The organism is Salinibacterium sp. SWN248 (genome assembly GCF_015864575.1).
Taxonomy (GTDB): Bacteria; Actinomycetota; Actinomycetes; order Actinomycetales; family Microbacteriaceae; genus Rhodoglobus.
In genome coordinates this window covers 628,420-654,235 of sequence record NZ_JADYWW010000001.1, presented here as the reverse complement: position 1 = coordinate 654,235, position 25,816 = coordinate 628,420, and the positions used below count along the sequence as shown (strand labels likewise).

Sequence of the window (25,816 nt, the reverse complement as noted above, 5' to 3'; positions counted from 1 at the left end):
AGACTTTAGCCGAGGCCAACGCCCTTACCTGACATGAATGACACGGGGTTGGTGGTGTCCCACCCGTTAGGGCGAACTTCGAAGTGCAAGTGGCAGCCGGTGGAATTTCCGGTCGTGCCGACGCTGGCAATTCTGGCTCCGACAGCCACGCTCTGACCGTAAGAGACGTTGATGCCGCCGGCAATAATGTGACCATAAGCGGTGCGCACTCCACCAGCGTGTTCGATGATGATGTAGTTGCCGTAGCCGCCATTCCAGCCATAACCGGCGTAGACCACAGTTCCGCTTGATGCGGCGTAGATCGGGGCACCACAGCCAGCGCCAATGTCAGTTCCCTTGTGGAAGCTGGAACCGTAGTTCGAGCTGTAGCCGTATACCGACGTGATGTAGCCATAGGCAGGCTTCGTCCAGCCGTTGGCGCTCGAGGAGCCCGAACCGCCACTAGAACCACCGTTTTGAGCGGCGGCGGCAGCAGCAGCAGCCGCGGCTGCCGCAGCAGCCTTCTTCTCTGCGGCGATGCGTTCTGCTTCGCGCTTCTGCACCCCAGCTTGGTAGTCAGCTTCGGTTATTACGCGCTCGGCAGTGAGAGCAGCAAGCTGGGCGTCGAACTCAACCTTGCGTTCCTGCTGCTCCGCTACTGCAGCTTCCGCTGCAGCCGCTGCTGCTTGAGCTTCCTCAAACGCTTTTTCGGCGGCAATCTTCAGAACTTCAAGTTCGGCGCGAGCCACTTCGGCAGCATCACTCAGCGACTGAGCCGTGTTGCGAGCCTGAACGGCACGATCGAACAGAGCGGATGTCTGCTGTGAAATCTTCGATGACATGCCCAAGTTGTAGAGCAAGGCGTCGGCGTCTTGAGAATTGGCGAGGAGGTTCGTGGTGACGTCTCCGCCGCCAGCACGCACGAGCCGCGCAGCAAGCTCACCGATGCGCTTCTCAGCTTCATCGGCTTCGGCGCTTGCGACATCCGCTTGCTCTTGCAAAGTTTCGGTCTGTGCAGACTTCGCTTGGTACTTCGTGTCGGCCTCTTGCCAAATGTTGCCTTTTTCTTCGGCATCCTTTTGAGTGGCGACGGCTTGAGCTTCGAGTTCTACCAGTGCGGCCTTGATGCGGTCGACTACCTTCTGAGTCGCCGCTTCGTTGTTGCGGGCCTCAGTGACTTCGCTCCACGTGGGGTAGTCATCGGCGAAAGCAGCTTGGCTGCTTCCCGCAACAACGCTAACCCCGACGACGAGGCTGAGCGCCGCGACGAGACTGATTGCCCGAAAAGAGTGTGAGCGAAGCTTGTGCTTTGCTGCGGTCCCCCGACTCGCATGCATGACCTTCAATTGTTCCCCTAAACATTGTTGAGCGCCGACTAATGGCCATTAGTCACACGAATAACATTGACCACACTAACAACATGCGACCCAAAAGTCTCAACCTTTTGTTGAATGCGGGTTTCGCGTGCATTAGTGCACGCCGCAATGCATCTCCCCGGCCGATCCCGGCCCATCAGGATGCCATGGAGAGACTGCGGTGCTGATTCGCGAGCATTTCCCCTCAGCGGGAGCACGTTCTGAGGCTTTAGCCGAGTTGAATGCCTTGGCCCGCCATGAACGGCACCGGGTTCGTCGTGTCCCAGCCGTTGGGGCGCACCTCAAAGTGAAGGTGGCATCCGGTGGAGTTTCCGGTCGAGCCGACGCTGGCGATCTTCGTTCCGACGGCCACACTCTGCCCAGAAGAAACCTGAATGCCGCCGTCAACGATGTGGCCATACGCGGTGCGCAATCCACCGCTGTGCTCAATGATGATGTAGTTTCCGTAGCCGCCATTCCAGCCATAACCGGCATAAACAACGGTTCCGCTCGACGCCGCATAAATGCCAGCACCACAAGCAGCACCGATATCGGTTCCCTTATGGAAGCTGGAACCGTAATTCGAGCTGTAGCCATACACCGAAGTGATGTATCCCCCGGCGGGGCGAGCCCAACCACTCAGGCTGATTTCGCCAGCGTCCAAGTTCGGAACCTGTGCGGCAGCTTCTGCAGCAGCGCGAGCGGCTTCGCGCTCACGCACGCCCTCTAGATAGCTGTCTTCAGTTGCCTTGCGGGCAGAAGTCAGTGCGGCGAGCTGAGCGTCGAACTCAATCTTGCGCTCCTGCTGCTCGGCGAGAGCTTCTTCGGCGGCCTGAGCGGCGGCTTGAGCCTCAGCGAAAGCCTTTTCTGCCGCGATCTTGAGAACTTCAAGTTCGGCGCGAGCAACTTCAGCAGCGTCGCTCAGCGACTGCGCCGTATTGCGAGCTTGAACAGCGCGATCAAACAGAGAGGATGTCTGCTGCGAGATCTTTGACGACATACCCAGGTTGTAGAGCAGCGCGTCTGCGTCCTGCGAGTTGGCCAGAAGGCTGGTGGTGACGTCGCCACCACCGGCACGCACGAGCCGCGCGGCAAGCTCACCGATGCGCTTCTCCGCTTCGTCAGCTTCGGCGCTTGCGGCATCCGCTTGCTCTTGCAAAGTTTCGGTCTGGGTGGCCTTGGCCTGGTACTTCGTGTCGGCCTCTTGCCAGATGTTGCCCTTTTCTTCGGCCTCTTTCTGGGCGGCTGCAGCATCAGCCTCGAGCTGAACGAGTGCCGCTTTGATGCGCTCAACAACTTTTTTGGTTGCGGCTTCGTCATTACGGGCTTCGGTGACGTCGCTCCACGTGGGGTAATCATCGGCGAATGCTGCCTGGCTGGTACCGGCAACGACGCTCACGCCAACAACGAGGCTAAGCGCGGCGGTGAAGCCAATGACGCGGAAAGCGAGAGAGCGGAGCGCTCGCGTTGCCGTGGTTCCCCGACTCGCATGCATGACCTTCATTATTCCCCTCAGCGTTATCGGGCGTTGGCTTAGAGCACGTAGCCACGCGGGAAAGATCACCCGCGCCAACGACACTTGGCGCAAAAGTCTCAACCTCTCACTGAACGTAGTATCCGGCGCCGCAAAAGTCGGGTACATTTGAGCCTGTTGGAAAAAGCGCTTCATGAAATATCAGTCAGTTTGCTTCTCAGTTTGGTAAATCACGAAACGCACCGTATGCTTTTCCCTCGGTAGCTAAGAAGTTCTGTGACTTCGAGGCCCCATCGTTTAGTGGCCTAGGACACCGCCCTTTCACGGCGGCAGCACGGGTTCGAATCCCGTTGGGGTCACCAGACACACACAGAATTTAATAGCTTGGCCCTGTAGCGCAGTTGGTTAGCGCGCCGCCCTGTCACGGCGGAGGTCGCCGGTTCAAGTCCGGTCAGGGTCGCAAACAGAAAGCCTCTTCGCAAGGAGGGGCTTTTTCTGTAGTAGGGGGAAACCTTTACGAGTAGGAGGAAACTCTTACGGCTCTGTAGCTCAGTTGGTAGAGCGCACGACTGAAAATTGTGAGGTCACGGGATCGACGCCCGTCGGAGCCACTTGACCCTTTCCCGGGCTTCTACCGGGCGAGGGTCATTTTTTTGCCCTCTGGGCCTTCTCGCGTAGCCTTTCGCGGCGCGCGAATCGCGGCGCCGCTCCGGCCGGGTCGTGCTTCCTAGGTCAATGGCACATCGGGTTCAACCGATGCGTCCGACACCGGGGATGAAACGGCCGACGCGCAGCGCGTAATCGGCGTAGTCAACGTAGCGTTCGACGAGCATGCGCTCCTCCCAGCGTGCTTTGGCCATGAGCAGCGCCACGAGCGCCAACCATGTTCCGAGGTGCCACCAAGATGCGCCGGCCAACGCGACACCGAGGGAACCAACCAAGAGGCCGCTATAGATCGGATGGCGAACCCAGCCGTAGAGGCCATCCGTGACCAGCTCTGAGCTCGCGAGCGGCACCGGGTTGGCAGTGAGGGAACGGCCAAGCCCGCGCACCCCGAGGACCGCGACGACCGCCCCGGCGAGCGCGAGCACGCCAGCGACGCTGAAAGCGATTGCGTCTCTGTGCCACAGCGGATCAGTCCACGGCACAAGCACCAACGCAGCGATCAGCACAAATTGCAGCGCAACAAGTGCGAGCCCGATCACGCGTCTGTTCATGAGCGCCTCTTCCTCGTGAAGTCCTGACTAGAGGCTACGACCTGTCGTTGGGTACGTCGAGAAAGGTAGCGGGGCGACTTCGCCCCGCCGAGTAGAGCGCGCAGCACCCACCCTGTTGGAAACTCAGGAAATCTGAGGATGCGTTCCTGCGACCCGCCAAGCTAACAGGGCTCACGTTGCCACCCCGCGAGATTTTCCTGAATTTCCGACGGCGTGGGGCGAGCATCACAGCGGCGCGCGACGTGAGGCGCGAGGCTGTCCCATGCCCCTCGACTTGGGGCGACGCTAGAGATAGTCGACAGGGTCAGCACATGGAAAGATTCGAACGTGACTGACACGACTCCCGAATCAGCTTCGGAGATAGCAGCGGATGACGAGACCACGTTTCCGTGGCTGCGAGTCGCGATCGCCACCCAAGTTGTCGCGATTGTGTGGGGCTTCTTTCCCCTCGATGATCCCGAAGCCGGATTGATCACCTCTGGTGTGATCGGGCTTTTACTGCTTATCCAAATGGGCCGCGGGAGCGAATGGGCCCGCAAAGGTTTTCTCGCGATCAACGTGTGGGCACTCGTGCTTCGAGGGCTTGTCGCCTTCGCAGCGCAGTACTTTCCACAAGCGGAATATGAGATCAACTGGGTGAATATGTGCCTGAGCGGCATCGCGGTCTACGCGGTGCTCAAACTTGCGCAACCCGCCCCCACGGCTCGCCCGGCGGCTCCCGCTCCCGAATAGCTCGCGGGCGAAGCAACACCACCGGCGTAGGCTGGAACGATGGATGACGCTTCGAATTCAGGCTGCGGAGACAGCTGCACCTGCACACCCCAGCGCAGTTCCGCGGCACCTCTCGGTATGCCGCTGGCAGCACCCCCCGCGTCATCCTCAGCAGTAACCGCCGACCCGCCCGCCGCATCCGCGCCACTAACTCCCGAAGCAGGCAACCACCTCATCGAACAGGCTGCGATTCCCGCCGGCACCTTCGTGATGGGCGACTCCTCAGGCGACCGCAACGCAGCCGATGGCGAACTGCCGCAGCATCCAGTTTCCTTGGCCGCGTTCTCCATCGACGTCACGAGTGTGACGAACGACGACTTCGCACGATTCGTGGCTGCCACGGGCTACCTCACCGAGGCAGAAACGTTCGGAAATTCGGCAGTCTTCCATCTCGCTGTCGACGCCCCCGAGGAAGACATTATGGGGCGGGCCGCAGGAGCTCCGTGGTGGTTCGGCGTGACTGGTGCCGACTGGCAGCACCCCGGCGGGCGCAATTCTTCCCTTGAAGGTTTGGGCGATCATCCGGTCGTGCACATCAGCTTCAACGACGCCGAAGCGTACTGCGCCTGGGCGGGCCGACGACTTCCCACCGAAGCCGAGTGGGAATACGCCTCTCGCGGAGGTCTCGACCAGTCCAAGTACCCGTGGGGCGACGACGAAATGGATGCCGGCGGCTGGCGCACCAACATCTTTCAGGGTGACTTTCCCCGCACCAACACCATAGACGACGGATATCTCACCACCGCGCCCGTGCGCAGCTTCGAGCCCAACGGCTACGGACTCTTCCAAACCGTGGGCAACGTGTGGGAGTGGTGCTCTGACTGGTACGACGCGAACTACTATTCGACACTCGCTGCCGATGCGCCCGCCGACAACCCGGCCGGCCCCAGCGGGGGAACCGTTCGGGTGCTGCGCGGCGGCAGCTACCTATGCCACATCTCGTATTGCAACCGCTATCGCAACTCGGCCCGCTCGCAGAACACTCCCGATTCCTCGATGGGTAACGCCGGGTTCCGCACTCTCGCACTGTAGCTAGCCCGTCGACTCGCGAGCGAGCGCTAAGGCGTTGCCACCTCAAAGGTGTTGCACGCGCTCGGACCGCCGTTGAGTCCGGTCGTAAACCACTGCTGACGCTTATCGCTCGAGCCGTGCGTCCACGACTCGGGAGTTACCTGACCCTGGGTCGACTCTTGGATGCGGTCGTCGCCTACAGCCGAAGCTGCGCTCAGAGCATCCGCAATTTGGGCATCCGTGACGGGGTCAAGAAAGACCACCCCGTCATCGTTAGTGATGGTGGATGCCGCCCCCACCCACGCTCCCGCGAAACAGTCTGCCTGCAACTCGAGTCGCACCGAGTCGGATGACGGGCCCGTTGTTTGACGATCGAGGCCCTCCATAATTCCTGTGGAATTCTGAATGTGGTGGCCCCACTCATGCGCAATGACATACATCTCGGCCAGAGGCCCGCCGGAGGAACCGAACCGGCTGCGCAGGTCATCGTAGAAAGCGGTGTCGACGTAGATCTTCTCGTCTGGAGGGCAATAGAAGGGCCCCGTCGCGCTCGTCGCGCCGCCGCATCCGGTGTTGACCTGATCAGTGAAAAGAACAACGTTGGTGGTGCGGTAGCCGTCGACCTGACCCTCCCAATAGGTATCGAGCGAATCTGCTGCTCCGGCGATACGGCAATCGATGCCGCTATTGGCTTTCTCTGCCGTAGTACATTCCGTGAGCGCTTGGCCCTGTTCTTGCTCTCCGCTCGGTGCACCGCCGCCCACAAGCCCGGTCAAATCGACGCCGAGAACTTGAGACGCGATGAAGAGCCCAATGACCAGCAGTGTGCTGCCGCCGCCGACCGCGATTCCGGTGTTGCGCCCGCGCCGGGAGACTTTGTCTGGATTGATGCGGGCATTGTCGTTGAACGTCATAGAGGGAATTTACTATGCACCGGGACCACATCCCGATCTACTCAGATATCCTTGAGGAATGAATTTCATCTCCGTAATCACCGTTCTCGGCAAGGCAGTGCTCGTCGTTATGGGTGCGATTGTTGCGCTCACGGGCATCATCTTGCTCGTGAACCTGGCCGTTCCGAGCTTGCTCGCCGGCTTCACGCACTAAATGCGTCACCTCGACGGACGCGTTAGCTGAGCGACACCCACATTTCAGCGATTCTTCGGACAACTCCGACACGGGAGTTCTAGGCTAAAGGCCTACCGAAGGAGAACGTGATGCGCGAGTCCAAAGATGTAGTCCGCCAGATCACCGTCGCTGCGAGCGCGACCTTTGCCCTCATCGGGGCCTTCGTGGGATCTGGCGCCTATGGCGGCACCCCCGTAGAGGAAGTTGCAGGCGGTGCGCTGAGCGCCGATGCTACCGTCATCGCCCCGGCCGGTGCAGCATTCACCATCTGGAGCATCATCTACTTCGGCCTCGTGGCCTACGCCGTGTGGCAGATGCTGCCGAAACAGACCCGCACCGAGCTGCACCGTCGCGTGGGGTACTGGGTTGCTGCCTCTCTCGTGTTGAATGCGGCCTGGATTCTCTCGATTCAGTTCGACATGCTCGCTCTGAGTGTTCCGGTGATCATCCTCTTGCTCATCGTGCTCATCCGGGCCTACCTCATCACCGTCAAGCTGCCCGCTGCCGGTGCAATCGACACCATCATCACCGACGGCACCATCGGTCTCTACCTCGGTTGGGTGTGCGTCGCCACCGCAGCCAATATTGCCGCGTGGCTCACCGCCATCGGCTTTACGGGCTTCGGCATCTCGCAGGATGTGTGGGGCGTGGCAGTGGTGTTCGTCGCTGGCGCCGTCGGTATCGCCCTCGCTGCCCGTGGCCGCGCGCACTTTGCGCCATCGCTTTCGCTGAGCTGGGGGCTCGCATGGGTTGCCGTCGGACGCCTCACCGGCGACCTCATCTCTCAGCCCACCGCGGTCGCCGCGATCGTTGCTCTCGTCGCCGTACTCGCCAGTGCCGCGGTGTTCACCGCCGCACGCCTGAGGGCTGAACAGACCGCTCAATGAACGATCGACGCGCCTCACGCAAACGCTGGTTAGGCCTCCTCTTCATCAGCATTGCCGTCGCGCTCATCATCGTTGACTCCACGATCGTCAACGTCGCCATCCCCTCCGTTGTCGAAGATCTTGACCTCAATTCGACTCAAGTGCAATGGGTACAGGAAAGCTACACCCTTGTTTTCGCTGCACTACTGCTCGTGTTTGGCACCCTCGCTGACCGCTACGGTCGTCGCAAGGTTCTGCTCATCGGTGTGGCAATCTTCGCTCTCTCCTCGATCCTTGCCGCCACTGCCGCGACGGGCGAACTACTGATCGCCTCCCGCCTGGTGCAAGGCATCGGCGGGGCAATGATCCTTCCGTCGTCACTCTCGACGATCAACGCAACCTTCCGCGGCCGCGAGCGCGCTATCGCGTTCGCCGTCTGGGGCTCCACCATCGGCGGCATGGCGGCTGTCGGCCCGCTCCTCGGCGGCTGGCTCACGACGTATTACTCCTGGCGCTGGGCCTTCGGTATCAACGTGCCGCTCGGCGTCATCATCGCTATCGGCATCCTGATCTTCACGATCGAATCGAAGGAGCCCTCGGCCCAACGACGAGTGGATGTCGTGGGCGCGGTTCTCTCTGTCGTGCTGTTTGCATCACTGGTCTTCGCTCTCATTGAGGGCCGCAGCTATGGCTGGTTCTTCAGCGACACCCCTCCCGCCTTCTGGACGTGGGACGTCTCCCCCATCCCCTTCGCCTTTGCCCTCGCCCTCGTGAGCGGCATCGTGTTTGTGCGCTGGGGTTTCGCTCGCGAGCGCGCTGGCAAATCGACGATGCTCGCGTTTGGACTGCTGAAGATTCCGTCGTTCCGCAACGGAAATATTGCTGCGATGATCGTCTCGCTCGGAGAGTTCGGCATCATCCTGTCGCTCCCGCTGTGGCTGCAGAACGTGCTCGGCTATGACGCCCTGCAGACCGGTTTCGTCATCCTCGCCCTCGCTATTGGTTCGTTCGTCGCGAGCGGCTTCGCCGGTGCGTTCGGCAACAAGGTGACTCCTGTCACGATCGTGCGCGTCGGAATCGGCGCCGAGATCGTGGGGGTGCTGATCGTGGCGTTCGTCCTGAGCCCAGATGCCGCCTGGTGGCACATCGCGCCCGGCCTCTTCATCTACGGCTTCGGAGTCGGTCTCGCCACCGCCCAACTCACGAGCGTTGTGCTCAAGGACGTGCCTCTCAGCCAGTCGGGTCAGGGCTCCGGAACCCAGAGCACCGCTCGCCAGATCGGCTCTGCGCTCGGAATCGCAATCTTGGGAACCGTGCTCTTCGCGAGCCTCGGTACCGGGCTCGACGCCAAGCTTGCGGAGCGCGCGGACATCCCCGCCGAAGCCCGCACCCAGATCGTGGATCTCGTCGTCGACTCCGCCGGCACCGGCATCAGCGCGCTCGATGCTCAGTCGCCGGATGCCGCAGCCGACGCCCGCCAAGCGTTCACCGACTCGACACGGTATTCCGCGCTCGCGGCTGCCGGTTTCCTTGCGTTTGGATTCCTCGCCAGCCTCCGTCTCGACGCTGGACGCCGCGGCGACGATGACGCCGCGGGTGCCGCCGGTGACGAGAGTGACGGCGCTGGCGCACGCAACGCTGCAGAGTCAACTGACGAGTCCGCGCGAGAATAACCGCCGGGTAGAGATACGCAAAGGCTGCCGCCCCACTCTGTGTGGGGCGGCAGCCTTCTCTGTAGATCAGTGCTGTTAGCGGGGCTTCTTCTGCTTGAGATCCTTTTCGTGCACGGGCTCTTCGCCGCTTGCGCGACGCGCTGCGTAGTAATCGCGGGCCTCGTTCTGGCGCTTGGCTTCGATTCCGGAGGCAATCGGAGCGCGCACCAGCTCGTCGGTCAGACCGAACGCGGCCACGAGATCCAGAGCCTGCGGACGCAACCGCGGCAGCAAGCGGTCATCGATGTAATCGGTGATGGCCTGCGCGCGGTTCGTGGAGATGCGACCGTGCATGAGGTACCACGCGAGGTTCTTCTCGATCAGCGTGAAGCCGAAGAGGTCACGCAACCAGGTCATGACCTGAGCGGTGTCCTTGTCTTCGATCTTCTCAATAGCGCGAGTGAACGCCTCCCATTGCAGCAGCTCGCCGTGCGCATACGCGGTCAGGATGAGCTGGTTCTGGTGGCTGTTGAAGAGAGCGGCAGCCTCAGCCTGCGGAAGCTTGCTGGCCGGACGCAACTTGCCCGCGACATCCGCCACCATCGTTTCGACGCGGTCGGTGAGCAGCTGGCGCTGCGAGTCGGTGTCGCGAACGTAGCCGATCGAGCGGGCGGTGGAACCGAAGTCCACGACGTTCTGAGCGAAGCGGCGAAGACCTGTGCGGTTGACGGCGGCCTCATTGACTTGGTCGGCAACGTAGTGAGCCATCGCACCCGCATCCGCCCCCGCAAACTTGCGCGAGTAGTCGGTGAGTAGACGCTTAGCAACGAGCTGTAGTAGCACGTTGTTGTCGCCCTCGAACGTGGCGTAAATGTCGAGGTCGGCGCGCATCTGAGTGAGACGGTTCTCGGCCATGAAGCCAGAACCACCGCAGGCCTCGCGAGCTTCCTGAAGCGTGTCGAGGGCAGCCCACGTGCTGAGCGGCTTGAGCGCCGCCGCGATGGTCTCGAGGTCTTGACGATCAGCATCAGTGTCGGTGCGACCGGAGAAAACGCCATCGAACTTGTCGAGGAATTCCTCATGCGCGAACGACATCGCGTAGGTCTGAGCCAAGCGCGGCAACAGGCGACGCTGGTGACGCTGGTAGTCCAGAATCACTTCTTCGTTCGTGTTGCTGGATGCCGTGAACTGGCGGCGCTCCGAGCCGTACTTGATGGCGATGTTCAGCGCTAGCTTGCTCGCGAGCACTGCGGCACCGTCGAGCGAAACGCGGCCCTGCACGAGCGTGCCGAGCATCGTGAAGAAGCGACGACCGGGGCTGTCGATGTCGGAGGTGTAGTCACCGTTCTCATCAACGTTTCCGTAGCGGTTGAGGAGGTTAGTGCGGGGTACGCGAACGTGATCGAAGTGAAGACGACCGTTATCGATACCGTTCAGACCGCCCTTGAGGCCGTCGTCTTCGGTTGACACTCCGGGAAGCGTGCCGTTCTCGTCACGCAGCGGAACGTAGAACGCGTGCACGCCGTGATTGACGTCCTTAGTGATGAGCTGCGCGAAGACAGTCGCTGCCTTGCCGTGAAGGGCCGCGTTGCCGAGGTATTCCTTCCACGCCGCGCGGAACGGGGTGTTGATGACGAACTCGTCAGTGTCGGCATCGTAGGTCGCCGTCGTGGCGATGCTCGCGACATCCGAACCGTGACCAATCTCGGTCATCGCGAAGGCGCCGGGAATCTTGAGGCTCATAATGTCGGGCAGCCACTTGTCGTGGTGCTCCTTAGTGCCGAGGTGCACCACGGCAGAACCGAAGAGGCCCCACTGCACGCCCGACTTGATCTGCAGCGACGGATCGGCCAGAACGGTCTCTTCGAAGGCCGCGATATTGCCGCCGTGGTTGTCTTCGCCGCCGAGGTCGACGGGGAACGCACGGTGAACGGCGTTGTTATCGACCAGAAGCGAGAGCTGGTGAAGCACGCGCTCGCGGTGGTCCTCCATCGAGAGACCGTCGACGCGGTGGAACTCAGGATTCGACATGAGCGCGCGGGACTCTTTACGTTCCTTCGCCCACTTGCCTAGAAGGTATTCGCCCAACCATTCGACATCGATGGAGGGGGCAGCGGCGGCACTATCTGTCGTCGCTGCAGCAGGGGAAGGTGCGGCGTTGTTGGCGGGGGTGGATGACTCCGGCGCCGACTCGGTCGCCGTGTGGTCGTGAACCTGGGTCATGGCTATCTCGATTCGTCAAAGTTCGGTAATCACAACGTACGACTGGTGCGAGCGGGTGCAAAGTGTCTCGTTTACGGTCAACCAAGTGGATGCCGAACCCACCGCATCCCTTTGTGCAAAACCGCAAAACAGCCGCCGTAGCGTTGTGGGAACTAGTGCGAATCTCGCTCCTGATACCTCGGGAATCTTTGTTCAGGTGCTGTTGTTGGCCTCCGTGAAAGGATGTAACTATGTCGACAATCACTCTCACCTCAGAAGACTTTGGCCAGGCGGTCACTAAAGACGGAATCCTCCTCGTGGATTTCTGGGCCGAATGGTGTGGCCCCTGTAAGCAGTTCGGGCCCATCTATGAAGCCGCAAGCGAAGCCCACCCGGACATCACGTTCGGCAAGGTAGACACCGAAGACCAGCAGGAACTCGCTGGCGCAGCAGGAATCACCTCGATTCCGACGCTCATGGTTTTCCGTGAAGGCGTACTCGTCTTCTCGCAGCCCGGAGCACTCCCCGCCCCTGCTCTCGAGCAGGTCATTGAAGGCGCCAAGAACCTCGACATGGTCGAAGTTCACAAGCAGGTTGCTGAACAGCAGGCTGCTGCTGAAGCTGGCGAAGCGCCGGCTGAGCACTCTCACTAACCAGAAGCACCACCGAAGACCACAAAGGCCCCGCCGACGCAATGTCGGCGGGGCCTTTTCTGCGTAATGCAGGTCGTGCGTTACTTCAGCGCGCCAGCGATTGCATCCACGAAGCTGTCGATTCCCCAGGGCAGCGAGAGCGCCGTGGGAGGCGATACCGAAGCGACGAGCGATGCGCCGTTGACCGCGACGAGGCCGCCGTTGGCGACAGCCGGGATGCTCTGTGCGTAAGGCTGAGCGGCGAAGATGTCACCGACTTCTTCGGTCTCGGCATAGGCGATCAACAGGTCGCTGTCGAGCTCATCGAGCTTCTCGTAGCTGAGCGTATAGAAAAACGTGGAGTCGCCATTCGAGAGAGCGTCAACAGCAGGCGCGTTCTCGAGACCGAGGTCGAGCAAGAACTCCACGCGGGGGTCGGCGGGCTTGTAAACGTAGAAAGTTCCGCCCACGTCGAAGGTGGCCGCGACGGTCTTGCCTTCGAACTCAGGATGCTCGGCCGCCTTCTCAGCAACGAGAGCGTCGATGTTGGCGAGCACGTCATCCGCGGCAGCAGTCTTGCCGAGTGCGGTGCCCGTGGTGCTGATGACGTCGCGCCACGGGGTAGCCCACGGCAGCTCGGGGTACGCAACGACGGGTGCGATCTCGCTGAGGAGGTCGTACTGTTCCTCGGTGATTCCGGAGTAGGTCGCGAGGATCAAGTCAGGAGCGGCTTCCGCGATCTGCTCATAAGCGGGAGCATCCGTGGTCGCGGGGAAGATGAGCGGGGTCTCTGCGCCCATCTCGGCGAGAGCATCCGCCGCCCACGGCAGAACGCCGTTCTCGTCGCCACCGTAGTTCTGGGCTTCCATGCCCACCGGCACGACGCCGAGAGCGAGAACCGCGTCGCCGCTGCCCCAACCCAGGGTGAGGACGCGCTGCGGTTCGCTCTCGATGACTGTTTCACCGAAGGCGTGCTCGATCGTGACGGGGAATGCGTCGGATGCTGCGGGCACATCCGTTTCGCCTTCGGACGTTGAGGCGGCGCAACCGCTCAACGCGATGAGGGCGGCGGTGGCCGCAGCGAAGGCTGCAAGGCGGGAACGGCGTGACATTGATCTCCTCGATCGAACGATGGGTGCATAGTAAGGATAGGCTTACCTAATCAGATTACGCAAGCAGTGTGTGGGCGAATTTACTGGCAAGGTTCTGAATCAAAGGCGGCCGACGACAGCGCCGCTAGCGACCCGAGCGACGCCCCAGCGGGATGACCATCGGTGAGCCAGAAACCGGATCGGCCATGATCTGAGCCGCGAGCCCAAACGCCTCCCGCATCCGCTCTGCTGTAACCACCTCGGCAGGTGTGCCCTCGGCGATGATCTGCCCCTCGCACATGAGGATCATATGGTCGGCGTAGCGGGCGGCAAGGGTGAGTTCGTGCAGCACCATCACGATCGTGGTGCCACGTTCACGATTGAGATCAGCGAGTACGTCGAGCGCATCAAGCTGGTGGCGCACGTCGAGGAACGTGGTGGGCTCGTCGAGCAGCAGAATGTCGGGATCTTGGCTCAGAGCCATCGCGATCCACACCCGCTGGCGCTGCCCACCCGAGAGCTCCTCGATGCGCCGCGACGCTAACTGGGCCGTGTCGGTCGCTTCGAGCGCGTGCTCGACAGCCGCTTCATCCGCCGCCGACCACTGCTGAAACCAGCCCTGATGCGGGTAGCGTCCGCGAGCCACGAGGTCGCGAACGGTGATGCCCTCCGGCGCGATTGGCGACTGCGGCAAAATGCCCACCACCTGCGCGATCTCTTTCGACGGCACCGAATGGATGTCGCGCCCGTCGAGAATCACGTGACCCGAAGCCGGTCGCAGCAACCGTGACAGCCCGCGCAGCAGCGTCGACTTGCCGCAGGCATTGGCGCCCACAATCACGGTGACCTTGCCGTCGGGGATCTCCACGCTCAAGTTCGACACAATGTCGCGGCCGCCATAGTTGAGGGTGACGTTGTCGGCGCGCAACGAGTGCGCGGGGCGTTGGGGCGCGCTGGAGTGTGGCGCGACGGCTGTGGACGCGTCCGCTTGGGGCGCGTGGTTCCGGGGTGCGTCAGCTTGGGTCACGAGGCACGTCCTTCGCGGTTGGTGGTGGAGATGAGCCACAGCAGATACGGGGCGCCCACGATGCCGGTGACAATTCCGGTCGGCACCTGGGTTCCGGCAGTGAGCAAGTGTTGAGCGACGAAATCGGCACCGAGCACGAGCACAATCGCGACCAGGGCACTCGGCACCAGCGCGAGGTCTCCCCTGCGCACCAGGCGTCGAGCGATCGGGGCGGAGACGAAGGCGACAAAGGCGAGGGGGCCCACGAGTGCTGTCGCGATGGCGACGAGAGCGACGGCAACGACGATGAGGGCAACCCGCGACCGTTGCACGGAGACCCCAAGACCCGCAGCAAGATCATCGCCGAGCTGCAGCATCCGGAGTTTGGAGGCAAGAACGGCCACCGCGGGGACCAAGATGGCGAGGCTAACGGCCATGATGAGGATGTCGTCCCAGCTGGCACCGCCGAGCCCGCCCACCATCCAGACGAGGGCTTGTTGCGCATCGCGCACATCACCGCGCGTGATGAGGTAACCGAGCACGGATTGCGCCATGAACGCGATACCGACGCCGATGAGCACGAAACGCATGCCGTTCATACCGGAGCGCCACGACAGTAGGTAGATCGTGAACGCGACGAGCAGAGCGCCGACGAGGGCGGAGAGCGAGACGATGAGGCCTGTCGCGCCGAACACGAGCAGGCTCAGCACGGCTGCAACGCTGGCACCACCGCTGATGCCGATGATGTCTGGGCTCGCCAACGCATTGCGTAGGAGGCTTTGGAAGAGAGCCCCCGCGAGGCCGAACGCGATCGCCACCAAGATGGCAAGCAGCACGCGCGGTAGCCGCAACTTGAAGACAATGAACTGGTCGGATGAGGTGCCGCCGCCGAAGAGAGTTGCGAGCAGATCGGGCAGCGTGAGCGTATACGCCCCAACGGCAATACTGACGAGAGCGAGCGCCACTGCGGCAACGATGAGCCCGATGGTGATGCGTAGAGCCCGGGCCGTCAACGGGACTCGAGAGGCTCGGCTGGCGCTCACGGGTGCGCCCCGCATGGCGGTCACAGCCCGGCCAACTTCACTCGGCGCACGAGGGCGATCATGACCGGCGCACCGATGACGGCGACGACGAGCCCCGCCTCGAGCTCGGAAGGCGCGACCACGAGACGGCCCACGATGTCGGCGATCAGAAGCAGGCTGGGGCCGACGACGGCGGAGACAGCGATGATCCAGCGGTAGTCGGGACCGGTGAAGGGGCGCACGATGTGGGGAACAACGAGACCGACGAAGACGATGGGGCCGGCAAGCGCGGTGGCGGAGCCGCACAGGAGAACAATGGCTCCGGCAGCAACGGCACGCGCAACATAGACCCGCTGGCCGAGGCCGCGAGCGAGGTCATCTCCGAGGGCGACAAGGTTGAGCATCCGCCCCGAAATGATCGCGAGGAGTGCACCAGCGACAACGAAACCGATCGTGAGGCGCACGGCTTCGAGGTCGCGGCTGGCGAGCGACCCGACGGACCAGAAGCGGAAGGTGTTGAGGGTGTCGGTGTCGGAGATCAAAACCAGGGAAATCACGGAGGTGATGCCGGCGGTGACGGCGGTTCCGGCGAGCACGAGCTTGACCGGGGTGGCACCTTCGCGGCCCAGAGAGCCGATCGCGTAGACGATGGCGGCAGCGCCCGCGGCTCCTGCAAAGGCGAACCAGATGTAGCCGGTGGGATTCGTGATCGAGAGAACACTGATCGCGAAAACGACCGCGAGCGAGGCACCGGCGTTGACGCCGAGCAGTCCGGGGTCGGCGAGCGGGTTGCGGGCGACGCCCTGCATGACGGCTCCAGCGACGCCGAGAGAGAGCCCGGCGAGCAAGCCGACGATCGTGCGCGGCAAGCGCAGTTCACGAATCACGAGCTGGTCGTTGTTGCCTGCCTCCGGGTCGAAGAGCGCTTGCCCAATTTGTGAAAACTCGACACCGCGAGCGCCGAGCGCGAGGCTCAGCACGAGAACGATCGCGAGCAACCCGAGGGCCGAGCCGAGAGTGATCCAGCGCTGGGTGCGGAGGCTCAGTCGTGCGCGCGAAGCCGAGGCGGTCTGGGTCATAGTCGGGTGTGGTGGTGAGAGCTACTGCGCTTCGGACTTGCCAAGACGCCAGTACCCCATGAATGCAACCTGCTTGCGGTCAACGCCCGTCTCGCTCACGAGAAAACGACGCAGCATCTTGATGACGCACGCCTCGGCAGCGAGCCACGCGTAGAAGTGCGTTCCGGATGCTTCGCCCGGCGAATCCCAGAGGAGCTCGGTATCGACATCGATATCACCGAGTGGTTGCGCGGCCGGCGAGAGCGCAGGCAACACGAGTGAGGCGTTAGCTTGCGTCCACGCCCGGACGGCGGGGTCGAGCACGGAACCTGCGGGCCGCGTGCCCCGCGGTAGCCACGTGACGTGGCAGTTGCTCGGAAGGTTCGGCGGCGGCTGGTCTGCGGCATCCGGAATCTCGATGAAAGCGTGAGCCTGAACGCTGGAGTCGAGGCGTTCGAGGATGCTGCAGATAGCGGGCGCAGAGGTTTCGTCACCGGCGAGAAGAACGGTGCGGGCGGGGCCGGGGTGCCAGTCAATGCCAATGCCTGAGTGGATGCTCGCGGCGTCGGGCCCGACAATGATGACTTCGTCGCCGACCACCGCGTTCGCCAGCCACTGACCAGCGGGGCCGTTAGCGCCGTGGAACACCATGTCGACGTCGATCTCGCGGAGCTCGGGACGCACGGCACGGATCGTGTACGTGCGGAACGGGTTGCGGGCCTCATCGGGCAGCGCACGCCAGCGCGCGTACCAGGTGCCATCGGCGATGGTCTGCGGATCGTTCGCGCCGATGTCGCTCAGGCCAATGCCCGGCAGCGGAAAAACAATCTTGATTCGCTGGTCGAAACCATCAGTACCGAAGGTCTCAAACTCAGCGCCCGCGAAGGTAACCCGCTTAAAGTGAGGCGAAAGTTCGCGGATGCTTTCCACGCGTGCAGCGAATGGTCGATAGCCCGGGCGGGCGTCCTTCGCGATCTCGCGCTCCAAGGTAAGCATTGCCTAAGTATGGCATACCTAACCTGAAGCGAAAAGGGTCGGTTTGCGCGCGCTCGGTGCCCCGTTACGGGCTTGTGGGAGTTTCTGCAGCGCGCCGTTGGCGGGTGTTCGGCTGAGCTTCGCGACGCTTCTGCAGGAGGCGATCACGCTTGCTCCGAGAAAGCGGAAACTTCGCGTCGAGGTGCGGATCCAGATAGAGCCGCTGGAGCGCAAAAAGAATGAGCACTCCACCGCCCCAATACGCCGGAATGATCACCGAGCCCAGCTGACCGTTCGTTGCACCGAGCAGCGTGATCACCACACCAACGCCGATGAAAAGATAGCGCCATCCGCCATGGGTCCTGTCGCGCGCAGACTGTTGGTCATTCGCCCGCGATTCGAACGAGTCAACACGGCCGTTGAGCTCATCGCTCTCAATCGTCGCGAAGAGATCGCGAACCGGGACCCCGAGTGCATCCGCAACCAGCGACAGCGTCTCTAAACTCGCGTCGCTTCCCGCCTCTAATCGTTGGATGGTTCTGATACCTACCCCGCAGGCATCGGCCAGTTTCTATTGGGTCCATCCTCGCTCGCGGCGGAGTTCCACAATCCTTGTTTGGTTCATGTGACCAATACTCCATGACCGGATGGATGCTCGCTACGTCAACTGGCCGCCAATCACCCGCCACTGGCCAGCATCCCCCCGACACGTTGCCGCCAGCATCCCACCGACAACTCTCCGGCACCGACGAGTCCCTAGAACTCAGGCGGCCCGTCATAGGGAGCGTCATCATCCGAGTAGAACGGGATGTCGTTCTCGTCGCCAGGAACTGCTGCTGCCGGAGCTGCCGCCTTACGCTGAGCCGGTCGCGATGTGGCGGGCCGGGATGCCGCGGGGCGGGATTGGAGTGACGGCGCGGAAGTCGACGCGCTGACAGCAGGCGCCGCGGCAAAGGCGGGCGAAGCGGCAGCCGCCACCGGTGGCGCAACAGCGGCTTCCGGCGACTCCCCCGCAACGACCGCAAGCACCGCAGCACCGTAGGTTTCGAGCTTCTTCTCGCCGACGCCGCTGATTTCCGACAGCTCGGCCAAGGATTCTGGTTTGGTGACGGCAATGCCGCGCAGGGTGGCATCCGCGAACACCACGTAGGCGGGCACACCGTTGTCGCGCGCGACTCCCGAACGCCAGGTGCGTAGATTCTCGAACAGGTCAGTGGCCGACTCGGGCAGGTCGGTCATGACCTTGCGCTTCGCCGCACCGCCCGCTGCACCGGAACCGCGAGCCTTGCGCGGCGCTTCCTTGCGCAGCTTCACCGTGCGCCCGCCGCTCAGCACCGACGCGCTTTCGGGCGTGATCGCGAGCGTGCCGTACTCCCCCTGCACCGTGAGCAATGACTGCGCGAGCAACTGCCGCACGACCGAGCGCCAGTCTTGCTCCGAGACATCCGAACCAATTCCGAAGGTGGCCAGATCGTCGTGACGTTGCTGCGTCACGCGCGGGGTGGTCTTGCCGATGAGGATGTCGACCAGATGCCCAGCCCCAAACTTCTGGTTGCGCTCGCGCTCCAGTCGCACAATGGTGGACATCAACTTCTGGGCCGCGACAGTGCCATCCCACGACTCGGGCGGAGACAGGCAGGTGTCGCAATTGCCGCACGCGGTCGACTCCTGGCCAAAGTAACCGAGCAACTGCACACGACGGCACTCCACGGTTTCGCAGAGCGCGAGCATCGCATCGAGGTGCGCGCTCAGGTTGCGTCGGTGAGCCAGGTCGCCACCCGACTGATCGATCATGCGGCGCTGCTGCATGACATCCTGCAGACCGTAGGCGAGCCACGCTGTCGCCGGCAGGCCATCACGACCGGCGCGACCCGTCTCTTGGTAGTAGCCCTCAACGCTCTTGGGCAGGTCGAGGTGCGCCACGAAACGCACGTCGGGCTTGTCGATTCCCATGCCGAACGCGATCGTCGCCACCATCACCATGCCCTCTTCGCGCAAGAAGCGGCTCTGGTTGCTGGCCCGAATTCTGGAGTCGAGACCCGCGTGATACGGCAGCGCGGGGATACCATTCTCCACCAAGAACTGCGCCGTCTTCTCGACCGAGGCGCGAGACAAGCAGTACACGATGCCGGCGTCGCCCGAGTGCTCGGTGTTGAGCAGCGTCAGCAATTGCTGCAGCGGCTGCGCCTTTGCTTCAATGCGGTACTGGATGTTGGGCCGGTCAAAACTAGAAACATACTGCGTAGCGTCAGTGAGCTTCAGCCGCTGGGCGATCTCTTTGCGCGTGGCCTCAGTCGCGGTCGCGGTGAGCGCAATGCGCGGAACGCTCGGCCACAGGTCATGCAACACATCGAGCTGCAGGTAGTCGGGGCGAAAGTCGTGGCCCCACTGCGACACACAGTGCGCCTCGTCGATCGCGAAGAGCCCGATCTGGCCCTGCTTGAGAAGTGACACCGTGGACGAGACGCGGAGGCGCTCGGGCGCGAGGTAGAGAAGATCCAGCTCACCAGCCCGGTACGCGTTTTCGACGCGAGTGCGCTCGTCGGCGGACTGGGTGGAGTTGAGAAACTCTGCACGGGCGCCAACGGCGGCCAGGGCATCCACTTGATCTTGCATCAAAGCGATCAGCGGGGAAATAACAACACCGGTGCCCTCGCGAACAAGTGCGGGGATTTGATAACACAGCGACTTGCCGCCACCGGTAGGCATGAGAACAAGCGCATCACCACCGCCGACGATGGTGTCGATGATTTCGCCTTGCTGCCCCCGGAACGAGTCGTAACCGAACGTGGACTCAAGAACAGACTGGGCAGACACCATGCCGAGAAGTCTAGGCGCAGCCACTACCATTGGCATGATTAGTCCCCATAGCGACAGGCGCCATGTTCACCGTATTTCTCGGGCTTTCTAGCGCACTCACATTCGGCGCCGCAGACTTTTTCGGCGGTATTGCAGCCAAGCGAATTAGCCCCATTTTGGCCACCGCGGTCGGTGCCGTTGCCGGCCTCGCTGTGCTGCTGTTGATCTTCCCGTTCGTCTCGAACGTGTGGTCAACCGAGGCCGTGCTCTATGGCGCGATCGCTGGCGTCAATAGCGCGGTGGCAATCGGCCTGCTGTACGCCTGCCTCGCCATCGGGCCGATGAGCATCCTCTCGCCCGTGACCGCGGTCATGTCGGCAATCGTCCCCGTGACGGTCGGCTTGCTGCGTGGAGAATCTCTCGGGGCGTTTGGGTTCGTCGCGATCCCCATCGCGCTCATCGCTGTCGTGCTCGTCGGGTTCGTTCCCGAAAAGGGTGCCGTGCGACCGAGCGCCAAGGCACTGCTCATGGCGGTTGGTGCGGGCAGTGCGATCGGGCTGTTCTTTGTGATTCTGGATGCCGCCCCCGACGACTCTGGCATCATCCCGGTCGTGGGAAACCGCGTCGTCAACGCGCTCCTCATGTTCTCGCTGTTCTTTGTGATGGCGGCGTTGGCCAAGCGCAAACGAGCCGGAGCACCAGCCCCCGCCCGCTCGTCCCTCTGGCGTCGCGGACTCTACTTCGCCATGATCGGCGGCACCCTCGACGTGATCGCCAACATGGCGATCATCACGGGGGTGCGCATCGGCGACCTCTCGGTCATTGCCGTACTTACCGCCCTCTACCCGGCGGGCACTGTGCTGCTCGCGGCCATCGTTTTGCGTGAGCGAATTGCGCCCGTGCAATACCTGGGCATTGCGTTGGGCATCACCGCGAGCGTCCTGCTCGTGGTCGGCGGCTAGCGCCTCACCGAGACGTTGGCGTGCTCGGCCGTGCGACTGGCGCTACCCCTTCGTCGATCCGGCGAGCAGTCCGCGCACGAAGTAGCGCTGCAGCGCGAAGAACACGATGAGCGGCACGAGGATCGAGATGAAGGCACCGGCGGTGAGCAGGTTCCAGTCTTGACCCCGGCTACCGGTGATCTCTGCCAAGAGTTTCGTCATGGGCGCTACTCGTCCGTCGGCAAACACCAGCGCCACCAGGAGGTCGTTCCAGACCCACAAGAACTGGAAGATCGCGAACGACGCAATGGCCGGCATCGTGAGCGGAAGCACGATGCGGAAGAAGACTTGGCCGTGCCCCGCGCCATCCACTCTCGCCGCTTCGATGAGCTCGGAAGGAATCTCAGAGACGAAGTTGTGCAGCAAGAAGATGGCCAGAGGCAGCGCGAAGATCGTGTGCGCAATCCAGACTTGCGAGTACGAGTTCGACGCGTTCAGGCTGGAGAAAATTTCGATGTCACCGATCGAAAGTCCCCGGGAGAACAGACTCAGTAGCGGAACAAGCGCCATCTGCAGGGGAACGATCTGCAGCGCGAAAACGCCGATGAACATCCAGTTGCGGCCGGGGAACTTGATCCAGGCGAAGGCGTAGGCCGCCAGGCTCGCAATGACGAGCGGGAAAATCGTGGCCGGCAAGGTAATGGCGATCGAGTTGATGAAGGCGCCAGCGAGGTTGAGCGTGCTGTTTCCCGCCGCCAATACCTCAGTGTAGTTGTTGAGCGTGAAGCCAGGGTTCTGGAAGATCGTCCACCAACCGTTGCGCAGAATTTCCTCGGGCGGCCGCAGCGATGAGACGAAGAGCCCGAAGGTGGGCGTCGTCCACAACACCGCGATTACCAGCGCCGCGATCGTCGCGCCACGGCTCGTGAGGCGTTTCTTGGTGCGCTTGGCGGTTGACTGCTTTTCGCCCCGGGCCAGTTGCTTCTTGGTTTTCTTGCCGAGTGGAAGCTTCGCGGGCACTGTCGCGGTCATCGGATCTCCCTCTGCTTAGCAATCTGTCTCGCGTTGTACACAACAATCGGCAGCACCATCACGAACAGCACGACCGCGAAGGCGGCAGACCTGCCGACCTCAAAACCTTGCCACTGCGAGTACATTTCGTTCGCGATCACGCTCGTTTCGTTCGCGCCGGCAGTCATCGTGCGCACAATGTCGAAGACTTTCAGCGAGGCAATCGAGATCGTGGTGAGCACAACAACCAGTGAGCTGCGGATGCCCGGCACGGTCACATTGATAAAGCTCTGCCACGCGTTCGTTCCGTCGAGTTCCGCAGCCTCAAGCTGCTCGGCGGGAACACCCTTGATCGCGGCCGAGAGAATCACCATCGCGAAACCGGTCTGGATCCAGATCAGCACGACGATGAGAAAGAAGGTGTTCCACGGAGAGTTCGAGATCCAGTCGACCGGTTGCCCGCCCATCCAGACCACAATCTGGTTGAGCAAACCGATCTGCTCTTGGTCGGCCGGGCGCACCGCGTACACGAAGCGCCAGATGATGCTCGCGCCCACGAACGAGATAGCCATCGGCATGAAGACGAGCACTTTGAAAACTTTCTCGCCGCGCGACTTGTCGATGAAGACCGCATAGGCGAGGCCGAAAATCGTAGAGACCGTGGGAACAATCAGCACCCACACGACGGTGTTGAGAACGGTGCGGATGCCGGTGTCTTGAGTGAAGATCCAGATGAAGTTTTCGAGGCCAACGAAACGTGTTCCGCGGCTGTTCATGAAGGCCTGGATCGTGGTCTGAATCGTCGGGTAAATGAGTCCGATAGCGAGCAAGAAAATCGCCGGGCTCATGAAGCCGACGAGCTGGAAGAGGTAGCCAGCACCCTGCTTAGAGCGGTAGTCGAGGAGGAAGAAGAGCCCCCCGAAGACGGCTGCTGCGCCGGCTGCCCAGTACACCGAACCCAGCGCTAAGAAGATGAGGGTGGGGATGAGCACACACGCCACGGCGCGGATGATCGTGTACTTGCGGCCACTGCGTGGAGCGATCTCAATGAAGAAGATCAGCAGGGCGATCACCGCGAAGAATGCCAGGAGCACAAGCGGTATTTGAGCGAGAGCGGGAAGCGTGGAAATCCACGCGAGAAAAGCTGACATTAGCGACCTTTCGAGTGCATCACTGGACTCTTCACTTCACTGGCATTGCTGCTGTTTCGACTCTACCGAGGAGTCGGCCCGAGTGGGAGAACAGTAAGCGTGGGCTGGAAGCACAAGGGTCCAGCCCACGCTCACCGTCGAACGATGTTACTCAGACGGCCATGATGCATCGATGGTCGAGAGCACGTCTTCTGTTGACTTGCCGTTGACCCAGTCGACCATTCCGGTCCAGAACGATCCAGCACCCACAACACCCGGCATGAGGTCGGAAGCATCGAAGCGGAACGTGGTGTCGGGGTCCTGCAGAATCGTGATGGCTTCCTGCAGGATGGGGCTGCTCGCGCTTGCCGGATCAAGGCCATTGTTAGCGCTAATGACACCGCCCAGCTTCACGCGAGAGTTTGCCCACTCCGCGCTCGACAGGTATTCCTGCACAGCGATCGTGTCTTCATCGTTGGAGAAGGCTCCGACAATCTCGCCACCACCGGTGACTGCGTTGCCACCCGCTTCAGCAGACGGCGTCACGAAGGCCCAGATGTCAGCATCCGGTCCGACCGTAGCGTTTCCGTTCTTGGGGTCCTGAATGAACCCGTCGAAGAAGGATGCCTGGTGGTGGAGGGCACACGTGCCGTCGCCGAGCGCGCGAGCAGGGTCACCAAACGGCGTGGAGTTGATCGACTTCACGTCGCCGAACCCAGCATTCACGAACTCAGGGTTGAGGAGAATGTCCCCGACGGAGTCGAACGCCGAGACGATCGCAGGATCGCTGAACGGAATCTCGTGCGAGACCCACTGGTCGTAGACGTCTGGTCCCGCTTCGCGAAGCACGAGGTCTTCGACCCAGTCCGTTCCTGGCCAACCGGTTGCGGCATCCGAACCGAACCCGGCACACCACGGTGCGGTTCCGGTTTCGTCAGCAATGGTCTGAGTAAGGGCCAGAAGTTCATCCCAGGTCTCGGGTACTTCTACGCCCCAGTCTGCGAAGTCTGACGGCGAATACCAGACGAAGCCCTTGACGCTGGCCATGAGCGGCGCACCGTAGAGGGTGTCACCGGTGGTCGCATACGCGGCCCAGTCTGCAGACCAGTACTCGTCGACATTGGCTTTAACGCTCTCGGGCGCCGGCTGAATGTAATCGCGCGAAGCGAGGTCGGCGAGAAGACCTGGCTGCGGGAAGATTGCGATGTCAGGTGCGTTGCCGCCCTGAGCGCGGATGCTGATCTGCGCTTCGAACTCTTTGCTCGATTCGTACTGAATGTCGATGTCATTCGCTTCTTCCCAGTCCGCCCAGGATTCTTCGAGAAGTTCAGCCTCGGTGTCAGCGATGGTGCCATAGATGGTGACTACGCCATCCGCTTCACCAGAATCGCCGGGGCCACCCGTGCCGCCGGAACCGGAGGCGCAGCCCGTAAGAACCATGCTTGCGACGCCAAGAGTGGCGATGGGCAGCATGGCCCGTCGAAAGTTGTGGGAAATCATACAAATCCTCCTCGTCGAGGTTTGCCCGCAGGCCGAGCAGCGTGCGGGGGGAACAACTGCAGCTCTGAACTCGCTCGCTCATTGCAGCTCAAGAGAGCGTGTTCATGACTCACGCTAGGTGACGATCAACGGTTTGTGCAAGCGCTTGCGCAACTGAGTTGTCTACCGCAACACGAATGAGACATGACCGTGCACCATCACGGTGCAGCTCTACGCGATTTAGGCAAATTTGAGTATCGCTGCCGAGAGGTGTTGACTGACGAGATGGATCAAGGATTAGTCATCGACTGGACACAAATGCCCACCTACAACACGATCATGGCGGTGGCCGCCGGTGCGGGACTGCTCAGTCTCGTGTTGTTTGCTCGCAAGCTCATGGCGGGAGCTGACGTGGAGTTCCGCGGTCACGCCGTGAACTTCGGAGTGCTGGGCCTGATCCTCACCGTCACGGGCGCACACATGACGCTGACCTGGCCCTTCGCGGCCTACTTCCCCTTCGACAACATCATCTTCGGCGAGCCGAGCCTGGCCTTCGGCGTGCTGCTGCTCGCCGCGAGCTTCGTACTCTGGCGCCGCGCATCCGTGCTCGAAGAATCCAAGGATGCCGCCCGCGCCGTCGCCCGCACTGCTGAACCCCTTGGCGTGCTCATCTTCGGTCTCGGCCTCGCTCTCATCGCGATTGCTTTCGCCGGAGTCATCTTCCAGCTCTTCGCCGCCCCTCCCGAGGAGCCCATCTCTGGCGCCTTCGCCGAATGGCCCTGGGTCGAAGCGATCTTCATGTCAGGCCTCTTTGCGCTCGTAGGCCTCGGAGCACTGCTCTTCCCGTTCGCCACCCGCAGCTTTGCGGTTCGCAGCACGCCGACCAAGGTTCAGTGGGTTACCGGGGTCGCTCTTGCTCTCGGCGGCACCGCGTTCCTCCTCTTCGGCGCACTCAACTTCTTCACTCACATTGGGCTCATCGTCAACACGATGGGCTAACGCCGCGAAAGCCGTCTC

General features: G+C 62.1%; 23 protein-coding genes, 3 tRNA genes and 1 pseudogene. 11 read left to right on the top strand and 16 right to left on the bottom strand.

Features of this window, described 5'->3' with window-relative positions; translation table 11 throughout:
• Positions 1–5: 5 nt before the first annotated feature.
• Both I6E73_RS02985 and I6E73_RS02980 read right to left on the bottom strand, forming a co-directional pair.
• The gene (locus tag I6E73_RS02985; protein WP_231600529.1) at positions 6–1,316 is read right to left on the bottom strand and encodes a M23 family metallopeptidase; all 1,311 of its coding nucleotides are present in this window, start codon (positions 1,314–1,316) and stop codon (positions 6–8) included.
• A gap of 247 nt (positions 1,317–1,563) precedes the next feature.
• Positions 1,564–2,829 (bottom strand): M23 family metallopeptidase, encoded by a 1,266-nt coding sequence (locus tag I6E73_RS02980; protein WP_231600527.1) that lies wholly within the window; start codon positions 2,827–2,829, stop codon positions 1,564–1,566.
• 265 nt (positions 2,830–3,094) lie between these two features.
• Between I6E73_RS02980 and I6E73_RS02975 the strand changes: the two genes are divergently transcribed.
• From I6E73_RS02975 to I6E73_RS02965, 3 genes are all read left to right on the top strand, one after another.
• Positions 3,095–3,170: transfer RNA gene (locus I6E73_RS02975), tRNA-Glu, on the top strand.
• A gap of 24 nt (positions 3,171–3,194) precedes the next feature.
• Positions 3,195–3,268 (top strand) — tRNA-Asp (locus tag I6E73_RS02970).
• A 78-nt stretch (positions 3,269–3,346) separates the two neighbouring features.
• A tRNA-Phe gene (locus tag I6E73_RS02965) sits at positions 3,347–3,419 on the top strand.
• A gap of 138 nt (positions 3,420–3,557) precedes the next feature.
• On the opposite strand, the gene I6E73_RS02960 is transcribed toward I6E73_RS02965, so the two are convergent.
• The gene (locus tag I6E73_RS02960) at positions 3,558–4,025 is read right to left on the bottom strand and encodes an isoprenylcysteine carboxylmethyltransferase family protein (RefSeq protein WP_197123011.1); all 468 of its coding nucleotides are present in this window, start codon (positions 4,023–4,025) and stop codon (positions 3,558–3,560) included.
• Between the two features lie 327 nt (positions 4,026–4,352).
• On the opposite strand from I6E73_RS02960, the gene I6E73_RS02955 reads away from it, so the two are divergent.
• On the top strand, positions 4,353–4,757 hold the full coding sequence (locus I6E73_RS02955) for a hypothetical protein (RefSeq protein WP_197123009.1): 405 nt from the start codon (positions 4,353–4,355) through the stop codon (positions 4,755–4,757).
• Positions 4,758–4,796: 39 nt separating this feature from the next.
• Positions 4,797–5,828, top strand: a complete 1,032-nt coding sequence (locus I6E73_RS02950) for a formylglycine-generating enzyme family protein (protein WP_231600526.1) — start codon at positions 4,797–4,799, stop codon at positions 5,826–5,828.
• A 26-nt stretch (positions 5,829–5,854) separates the two neighbouring features.
• On the opposite strand, the gene I6E73_RS02945 is transcribed toward I6E73_RS02950, so the two are convergent.
• A complete protein-coding gene (locus I6E73_RS02945) occupies positions 5,855–6,721 on the bottom strand; it encodes a neutral zinc metallopeptidase (protein WP_197123007.1) in 867 nt (288 codons plus the stop codon).
• A gap of 58 nt (positions 6,722–6,779) precedes the next feature.
• On the opposite strand from I6E73_RS02945, the gene I6E73_RS14720 reads away from it, so the two are divergent.
• The 3 genes from I6E73_RS14720 to I6E73_RS02935 all read left to right on the top strand — a co-directional run bounded on the left by I6E73_RS14720 (position 6,780) and on the right by I6E73_RS02935 (position 9,474).
• Positions 6,780–6,914 carry a hypothetical protein gene (locus I6E73_RS14720; protein ID WP_255528431.1) on the top strand — a complete coding sequence of 45 codons (135 nt, stop codon included), beginning with the start codon at positions 6,780–6,782 and terminating at the stop codon, positions 6,912–6,914.
• A gap of 110 nt (positions 6,915–7,024) precedes the next feature.
• Positions 7,025–7,822 carry a tryptophan-rich sensory protein gene (locus tag I6E73_RS02940; RefSeq protein WP_197123005.1) on the top strand — a complete coding sequence of 266 codons (798 nt, stop codon included), beginning with the start codon at positions 7,025–7,027 and terminating at the stop codon, positions 7,820–7,822.
• Positions 7,819–9,474 (top strand): DHA2 family efflux MFS transporter permease subunit, encoded by a 1,656-nt coding sequence (locus I6E73_RS02935; RefSeq protein WP_197123003.1) that lies wholly within the window; start codon positions 7,819–7,821, stop codon positions 9,472–9,474. The genes I6E73_RS02940 and I6E73_RS02935 overlap by 4 nt, the downstream gene beginning before the upstream one ends.
• Before the next feature lie 75 nt (positions 9,475–9,549).
• Here the strand turns inward: I6E73_RS02935 and I6E73_RS02930 are convergent, their stop codons facing one another.
• Positions 9,550–11,676: an acyl-CoA dehydrogenase gene (locus I6E73_RS02930; protein WP_197123001.1), complete on the bottom strand. Its 2,127-nt coding sequence runs from the start codon at positions 11,674–11,676 to the stop codon at positions 9,550–9,552.
• 230 nt (positions 11,677–11,906) lie between these two features.
• On the opposite strand from I6E73_RS02930, the gene trxA reads away from it, so the two are divergent.
• Positions 11,907–12,308 (top strand): thioredoxin, encoded by a 402-nt coding sequence (trxA, locus tag I6E73_RS02925; RefSeq protein WP_197106585.1) that lies wholly within the window; start codon positions 11,907–11,909, stop codon positions 12,306–12,308.
• An 80-nt stretch (positions 12,309–12,388) separates the two neighbouring features.
• Here trxA and I6E73_RS02920 read toward each other — a convergent pair whose 3' ends face one another.
• From I6E73_RS02920 to recQ, 8 genes and pseudogenes are all read right to left on the bottom strand, one after another.
• Entirely contained in the window at positions 12,389–13,399 is a 1,011-nt protein-coding gene (locus I6E73_RS02920) for an iron-siderophore ABC transporter substrate-binding protein (protein ID WP_197122999.1), read from the bottom strand.
• Positions 13,400–13,523: 124 nt separating this feature from the next.
• The gene (locus I6E73_RS02915; protein WP_197125063.1) at positions 13,524–14,306 is read right to left on the bottom strand and encodes an ABC transporter ATP-binding protein; all 783 of its coding nucleotides are present in this window, start codon (positions 14,304–14,306) and stop codon (positions 13,524–13,526) included.
• 95 nt (positions 14,307–14,401) lie between these two features.
• Positions 14,402–15,442 carry an iron chelate uptake ABC transporter family permease subunit gene (locus I6E73_RS02910; protein WP_197125061.1) on the bottom strand — a complete coding sequence of 347 codons (1,041 nt, stop codon included), beginning with the start codon at positions 15,440–15,442 and terminating at the stop codon, positions 14,402–14,404.
• Between the two features lie 5 nt (positions 15,443–15,447).
• The gene (locus tag I6E73_RS02905; protein WP_197122997.1) at positions 15,448–16,485 is read right to left on the bottom strand and encodes an iron ABC transporter permease; all 1,038 of its coding nucleotides are present in this window, start codon (positions 16,483–16,485) and stop codon (positions 15,448–15,450) included.
• A 21-nt stretch (positions 16,486–16,506) separates the two neighbouring features.
• Entirely contained in the window at positions 16,507–17,460 is a 954-nt protein-coding gene (locus I6E73_RS02900; protein WP_197122995.1) for a siderophore-interacting protein, read from the bottom strand.
• A 64-nt stretch (positions 17,461–17,524) separates the two neighbouring features.
• Positions 17,525–17,761 (bottom strand): hypothetical protein, encoded by a 237-nt coding sequence (locus I6E73_RS14840; RefSeq protein WP_307784205.1) that lies wholly within the window; start codon positions 17,759–17,761, stop codon positions 17,525–17,527.
• Positions 17,762–17,899: 138 nt separating this feature from the next.
• Positions 17,900–18,007 (bottom strand): annotated as a pseudogene (locus I6E73_RS14835) (helix-turn-helix domain-containing protein); the annotation flags it as partial.
• Positions 18,008–18,195: 188 nt separating this feature from the next.
• Positions 18,196–20,289, bottom strand: coding sequence for a DNA helicase RecQ (gene recQ, locus I6E73_RS02890; RefSeq protein ID WP_374189163.1), 2,094 nt, complete (start codon positions 20,287–20,289; stop codon positions 18,196–18,198).
• A 32-nt stretch (positions 20,290–20,321) separates the two neighbouring features.
• Here recQ and I6E73_RS02885 point away from each other — a divergent pair, with 32 nt between their 5' ends.
• Positions 20,322–21,200 (top strand): DMT family transporter, encoded by an 879-nt coding sequence (locus I6E73_RS02885; RefSeq protein ID WP_197106595.1) that lies wholly within the window; start codon positions 20,322–20,324, stop codon positions 21,198–21,200.
• A 42-nt stretch (positions 21,201–21,242) separates the two neighbouring features.
• On the opposite strand, the gene I6E73_RS02880 is transcribed toward I6E73_RS02885, so the two are convergent.
• The 3 genes from I6E73_RS02880 to I6E73_RS02870 form a co-directional block, all read right to left on the bottom strand.
• On the bottom strand, positions 21,243–22,211 hold the full coding sequence (locus tag I6E73_RS02880) for a carbohydrate ABC transporter permease (protein ID WP_197122992.1): 969 nt from the start codon (positions 22,209–22,211) through the stop codon (positions 21,243–21,245).
• Positions 22,208–23,341: a carbohydrate ABC transporter permease gene (locus I6E73_RS02875; RefSeq protein ID WP_197106597.1), complete on the bottom strand. Its 1,134-nt coding sequence runs from the start codon at positions 23,339–23,341 to the stop codon at positions 22,208–22,210. Before I6E73_RS02875 ends, I6E73_RS02880 begins: the two co-directional genes overlap by 4 nt.
• 147 nt (positions 23,342–23,488) lie before the next feature.
• Positions 23,489–24,820 carry an ABC transporter substrate-binding protein gene (locus tag I6E73_RS02870; protein ID WP_197122990.1) on the bottom strand — a complete coding sequence of 444 codons (1,332 nt, stop codon included), beginning with the start codon at positions 24,818–24,820 and terminating at the stop codon, positions 23,489–23,491.
• Between the two features lie 264 nt (positions 24,821–25,084).
• Here I6E73_RS02870 and I6E73_RS02865 point away from each other — a divergent pair, with 264 nt between their 5' ends.
• Complete coding sequence (locus I6E73_RS02865; RefSeq protein ID WP_231599634.1) at positions 25,085–25,798, top strand: DUF981 domain-containing protein; 714 nt, start codon at positions 25,085–25,087, stop codon at positions 25,796–25,798.
• The last annotated feature ends 18 nt before the right edge of the window (positions 25,799–25,816 follow it).

Bases quoted from the DNA above. Each gene is read 5' to 3' on its own strand.
- I6E73_RS02960 (WP_197123011.1), bottom strand. From the start codon at position 4,025: ATGAACAGACGCGTGATCGGGCTCGCACTTGTTGCGCTGCAATTTGTG.
- I6E73_RS02950 (WP_231600526.1), top strand. From the start codon at position 4,797: ATGGATGACGCTTCGAATTCAGGCTGCGGAGACAGCTGCACCTGCACA.
- I6E73_RS02875 (WP_197106597.1), bottom strand. From the start codon at position 23,341: ATGTCAGCTTTTCTCGCGTGGATTTCCACGCTTCCCGCTCTCGCTCAA.
- I6E73_RS02980 (WP_231600527.1), bottom strand. From the start codon at position 2,829: ATGCATGCGAGTCGGGGAACCACGGCAACGCGAGCGCTCCGCTCTCTC.
- I6E73_RS02930 (WP_197123001.1), bottom strand. From the start codon at position 11,676: ATGACCCAGGTTCACGACCACACGGCGACCGAGTCGGCGCCGGAGTCA.
- I6E73_RS02905 (WP_197122997.1), bottom strand. From the start codon at position 16,485: ATGACCCAGACCGCCTCGGCTTCGCGCGCACGACTGAGCCTCCGCACC.
- I6E73_RS02900 (WP_197122995.1), bottom strand. From the start codon at position 17,460: ATGCTTACCTTGGAGCGCGAGATCGCGAAGGACGCCCGCCCGGGCTAT.
- I6E73_RS02985 (WP_231600529.1), bottom strand. From the start codon at position 1,316: ATGCATGCGAGTCGGGGGACCGCAGCAAAGCACAAGCTTCGCTCACAC.
- I6E73_RS02880 (WP_197122992.1), bottom strand. From the start codon at position 22,211: ATGACCGCGACAGTGCCCGCGAAGCTTCCACTCGGCAAGAAAACCAAG.
- I6E73_RS02910 (WP_197125061.1), bottom strand. From the start codon at position 15,442: ATGCGGGGCGCACCCGTGAGCGCCAGCCGAGCCTCTCGAGTCCCGTTG.
- I6E73_RS02885 (WP_197106595.1), top strand. From the start codon at position 20,322: ATGTTCACCGTATTTCTCGGGCTTTCTAGCGCACTCACATTCGGCGCC.
- I6E73_RS14720 (WP_255528431.1), top strand. From the start codon at position 6,780: ATGAATTTCATCTCCGTAATCACCGTTCTCGGCAAGGCAGTGCTCGTC.
- I6E73_RS02935 (WP_197123003.1), top strand. From the start codon at position 7,819: ATGAACGATCGACGCGCCTCACGCAAACGCTGGTTAGGCCTCCTCTTC.
- recQ (WP_374189163.1), bottom strand. From the start codon at position 20,289: ATGGTAGTGGCTGCGCCTAGACTTCTCGGCATGGTGTCTGCCCAGTCT.
- trxA (WP_197106585.1), top strand. From the start codon at position 11,907: ATGTCGACAATCACTCTCACCTCAGAAGACTTTGGCCAGGCGGTCACT.
- I6E73_RS02920 (WP_197122999.1), bottom strand. From the start codon at position 13,399: ATGTCACGCCGTTCCCGCCTTGCAGCCTTCGCTGCGGCCACCGCCGCC.
- I6E73_RS02940 (WP_197123005.1), top strand. From the start codon at position 7,025: ATGCGCGAGTCCAAAGATGTAGTCCGCCAGATCACCGTCGCTGCGAGC.
- I6E73_RS02945 (WP_197123007.1), bottom strand. From the start codon at position 6,721: ATGACGTTCAACGACAATGCCCGCATCAATCCAGACAAAGTCTCCCGG.
- I6E73_RS02865 (WP_231599634.1), top strand. From the start codon at position 25,085: ATGGATCAAGGATTAGTCATCGACTGGACACAAATGCCCACCTACAAC.
- I6E73_RS02870 (WP_197122990.1), bottom strand. From the start codon at position 24,820: ATGATTTCCCACAACTTTCGACGGGCCATGCTGCCCATCGCCACTCTT.